Raw genomic sequence first — 4295 nt, 5'->3', positions numbered from 1 at the left:
GGCCTCACGGGTGAAAAGTTAGAAGGCGCGTTCTAAGTTGGGGGGCCGGATGGTTGACCGGGCGGGGCCACAGTGTCACGTTTGTTAAACTATTTGGGCAAAGCTGCCCCAATGATAGCACGGCCATGGCCTATGGCTGGCAATAAAACTGGGAGTGAGAAACCATGGTTGCTGCTGCGATCAATGCCGCTACGCCAAAAAAGCGTGTTTTTTCAGGTTCGAAAGCGCACAAGGTCGACTCGCCCCGCAAATTACGTCCACCCCCATTAGCGCTGACTTTGGTTGAAGGGCGTGGGGTGGTTGAATTGGCGGCCACCTTTGCAACACGCAGCATTTTGCGCCACGCGCCGCGCGGGGATGGGCATCCGGTTTTGGTTTTGCCGGGTTTTCTGGCCAGCGACCGCTCCACCAAGCCAATTCGCCAGTTCTTGGATGAGCTCGGCTATGAAACCTATGGCTGGGGCCAAGGGCAAAATCTGGGCAAATTCTACAAGATGCGCGAAGTCCTCGAAGCCCTTGTGAACGATATTTGCACCAAATCTGGCCAGAAGGTTTCGATCGTCGGATGGAGTTTGGGTGGCGTGTTCGCCCGCTATTTAGCTTTAGTGATGCCCGATAAAGTCCGCAGCGTGATCACCTTGGGCAGCCCATTTGCGGCTGATATTCATGCAACCAGCGCGAAGAAACTCTATGACCTTCTCTCGAATGAAGGCCCTGCCCGCCCCGGCGATCTGGAGCGTATTGCGGGCGATTTGCCCGTGCCCAATTCCTCCATCTACACCAAGCTGGACGGCATTGTGAATTGGAAGACTTGCATCGCCAAACCGGCCGACAATGCAGAGACGATTGAAATCCGCTTGGCCAGTCATGTTGGCATTGGCGTCAATCCAGCTGCCTTCTGGGCCACCGCAGACCGCTTGGCCCAACCCGATGGCACGTTCAAACCCTTTGCCAAAACCGGCCCCTTCGCCCTTGCCTATGGGTGAGTGAGACTTTAGGCACGCAGGGCCTGCCACCTCCCGCTAGGCTAAAGCCTAGCGGGAGGTGGCAGCTGAGCCGTGTCAGCGCGTAATTGGCATAAATAAAAAACCTTTGATCTCGCCATTCAATCGAACTATTATCTTAGATTGAACGGTCGCAAGACGTGGCGCTATGCGCGTGAGCGCATATCCGCCAAAAGATAAAGGGGCCAACCTTGCGGTTAAGCCCCTTTTTCCGACGAATTACGCCGGGTGAATGTGTGTAATCCTAACACAAACCACTTGGGGTTGTCAATGGAAAACCAACGGCGGGTCGCGGTCTATGTCGATGGCTTCAATCTCTATCACGCGATAGACGAACTCAATGTTCCAAAGCTCAAGTGGCTAAATCTCGACGCCTTGGCGAGGAGCTTGCTTCGCCCTCAGGAAACACTTGTAAAATGCCATTACTTTACAAGCATCGTCGATTGGAACCCTAAAAAGGAAGCCAATCATCGTGCATATATCGCGGCACAGCGCGCCCAAGGCGTCACCATTACCTACGGCACATTCAAGACATCCTAGAGGCACTGCGCCCAGTTTTCGCGACAATGCTTGTTCCGCGAAGAGAAGCGCACAGACGTGGCCCTGGGCGTCCAGATTGTAGCTGATGCGCTTACCGATGTTTTTGATCGTCTCATTCTTGTCACCGCAGACACAGATCAAATCCCGAGTGTTTCACTGGTGCACAAACTTCGGCCCAATATCCAATTAACTTGGGCAGCGCCTCCCAATCGGATGCGCAATGCTCGAGAAATTGGAAAGATTGTCAAAGACCGTATCGAAATCAAAGCCGGACGGTTAGCGGCCTGCCGACTGCCGCAGGTCATTCAGGATCACCAACAGAAGGTTATCGCGAGAATCCCACCTGCGTATCTTTAGCCCAAAGACTTTGGTCCGTCCGTTCCCTCTCCCATCGTGCAATAGGCATTTCACGGCTCGACAAGAGATCGCGGTCCAACACCTTGCAGACCCCGCTGGTCCGTGGTTGACTATAGGTCAGCCTGAATGGGCAGGACAGGATCAGGGGCAGAGCAACTGCGCCGGCCACGGGGGGAAAGAATATGAGCGACGCGGTCCGTTTATCGTCCTTGGACGCTTCCTTTCTCTATATGGAAACGCCGGAGATGCCGATGCATGTGGGCTCGCTTTCGCTCTTCCAACTCCCCGAGGGCTATACGGGCGATTATTTTGAGGCCTTTAAGGCCCAGATCGAAGACCGCCTGGATGCGGTTCCGATGTTGCGCAAGAAATTGTCGCGCACGCTTCTCGATCTCGACCACCCATCTTGGATCGATGACGACCAATTTGACATCAACCGCCACATCTTTCGCGGCAGCCTGCCAGAACCGCGCGACATGCCGACCTTGCGGCGGATTGTGGGCTGGATGCACGCAAAGCTTCTAAACCGTGCCCGGCCTTTGTGGGAATTTTATGTGTTTGAGAACCTGCCCGGCAATCGGGTTGGCCTCTATGCCAAGCTGCATCATGCTTTGATCGATGGCGGCGCGGGCGTGGCCCTGTCGCAGATCGTCTACGACCTCTCGCCCAATCCTGGCCCGCGCACCAAAGCCAATAAGGCTGGCGAAGCTGAGGAAACCAGCGGCAAGTCCAAGAAGAAGGGCCGTGCGCGCGAGGTTGCGGCTTCGGTCATGAATACTTACGCCAATTTGTGGCAGCGCCCGTTTGATAAAGAGGCCGCCGCCAGCCCCATTGCGCTGAAGCGCACGGGGAAAACAGACTTTGGCTCCACCCTGCTCGACCATGTCGTCGATCAAGTCGAAGTGGGCATGAAGACCGTCGCCAATTTGCCCGCCATGTTGAAGACTGCTGGCAGCGTGTTGCCCGGCCTTCTCGATGTCAGCAAGTTGAAGGAATTACCAAAACTGATCCCGCCGAGCACACCGTTTAACAAGGCGATCAGCTCGGAACGAGCATTTGGCACCGCCACCTTATCGATCAAGCGGGCAAAGGCAGTCGCCAAAGCGGCTGGGGGCAAGCTGAATGATGTGGTGCTCGCACTTGCCAGCGGGATTTTGCGCCGACACCTTTTGTCGATTGGCGCGCTCCCCGAGAAGCCGTTGGTCGCCATGGTGCCGATCTCGCTGCGCGAAGATGGCAATTCCGATACCAATAATCAGGCCTTTGCGATGTCCTGCCCGATTGCCACCCATATTGCAGACCCGAAAGAGCGGCTGACCGCGATCATTGCTGATTCCGTGCAAGCCAAGTCGGTGGTCAGCCCCTTGAAGGATTTCATCCCGAACTTCACCAATGCCTCGGTTTTAGGTGCCCCCATGGCGATGCAGATCGGCTCGCTCCTCTATGGACGGTCGGGTCTGTCAGACGTGTTGCCGCCGAGCGCGAATGTCATTGTGTCAAATGTGCCGGGCCCACCGATTCCGCTCTATGCGGCGGGGGCGACCATGCTGCATCTGTGGCCTGTGTCGATCCCAGCGCACGGCATGTCGATCAATATCACGGTGCAAGGCTATCAAGACCAACTCGAAGTCGGCGTCATCGCTGGGGCTAATATCTTCCCAGACGTGCAGCCTTTGGCCGATATGATGGCCGAAGAACTCGTGGTGCTGGAAAAGGCGTTTGAAACCGCGAAAGCGGCTTAGCCGCCCGCGAAGGCGTTTGTCTGATCGGTTAAGATCATCATGGTGACATCATCAGCCGCTTTCCGGCGGATCTTGATGAGGTCGAGCACGCGCTCGTCGGACAAGAAGCGCCAGAGAACTTTTGGATTGGGATACCAAAAGGCCCCGACCACATCCCATTGACCTTTTGGCCCGACAAGGTCGAGCGCCACAATCCCGTTGGTGACGCGCTTAGCACCATATTCCTTGAGGACCGGGCCGATGCCGTCTTGATAGTCGCGCCAAGCCGCGTCTGACCGACCATCGGCCAAATCATGGCGAAACCGCATTAGGGACAGGACAATAATGGGGTCGTCAGGCGGCAATTTCTTGATCGCCTGCAATGCGTCATAAGTTGGCTCAATCTCGTCATATAGCCCCATGGGTCCAAGGAACATTCAACCCGCGCGTAACGCAAGCAAGCCGCGCAGCATTTCACTGCGTTTCCGTGGCCTTAGGTGGAAAATTGCTGCTTCTTAGGGCCTGCATAGCCAAATAGCCAAGCAGCCACTTTGCGCTTTTGGATCTCCTCGCTGCCCTCGGTGATGCGATAACGGCGATGGTGGCGATAGATGTGCTCAAACGGCTTATGACGCGAATAGCCAATGCCACCATGGACTTGCATGGCTTGATC

General features: G+C 55.8%; 6 protein-coding genes. 4 read left to right on the top strand and 2 right to left on the bottom strand.

Annotated elements, in window-relative coordinates:
- Positions 1-164: 164 nt before the first annotated feature.
- The 4 genes from ACOVRA_RS02590 (at position 165) to ACOVRA_RS02575 (ending at position 3643) form a co-directional block, all read left to right on the top strand.
- A complete protein-coding gene (locus ACOVRA_RS02590) occupies positions 165-986 on the top strand; it encodes an esterase/lipase family protein (RefSeq protein WP_421718925.1) in 822 nt (273 codons plus the stop codon).
- A 288-nt stretch (positions 987-1274) separates the two neighbouring features.
- On the top strand, positions 1275-1544 hold the full coding sequence (locus ACOVRA_RS02585) for an NYN domain-containing protein (protein WP_421718924.1): 270 nt from the start codon (positions 1275-1277) through the stop codon (positions 1542-1544).
- A 30-nt stretch (positions 1545-1574) separates the two neighbouring features.
- A complete protein-coding gene (locus tag ACOVRA_RS02580; protein WP_421718923.1) occupies positions 1575-1901 on the top strand; it encodes a hypothetical protein in 327 nt (108 codons plus the stop codon).
- A 182-nt stretch (positions 1902-2083) separates the two neighbouring features.
- Positions 2084-3643 carry a wax ester/triacylglycerol synthase domain-containing protein gene (locus ACOVRA_RS02575; RefSeq protein WP_421718922.1) on the top strand — a complete coding sequence of 520 codons (1560 nt, stop codon included), beginning with the start codon at positions 2084-2086 and terminating at the stop codon, positions 3641-3643.
- On the opposite strand, the gene ACOVRA_RS02570 is transcribed toward ACOVRA_RS02575, so the two are convergent.
- Positions 3640-4059: a hypothetical protein gene (locus ACOVRA_RS02570; RefSeq protein ID WP_290807799.1), complete on the bottom strand. Its 420-nt coding sequence runs from the start codon at positions 4057-4059 to the stop codon at positions 3640-3642. The genes ACOVRA_RS02575 and ACOVRA_RS02570 overlap by 4 nt on opposite strands.
- Before the next feature lie 56 nt (positions 4060-4115).
- The coding region (locus ACOVRA_RS02565; RefSeq protein WP_421718921.1) for an acyl-CoA dehydrogenase family protein at positions 4116-4295 on the bottom strand (180 nt) is incomplete at its 5' end.

The sequence above is a fragment of the Aquidulcibacter sp. genome (assembly GCF_049239865.1).
Lineage (GTDB): Bacteria > Pseudomonadota > Alphaproteobacteria > Caulobacterales > Aquidulcibacteraceae > Aquidulcibacter.
This window is presented reverse-complemented; position numbering and strand designations above follow the sequence as displayed.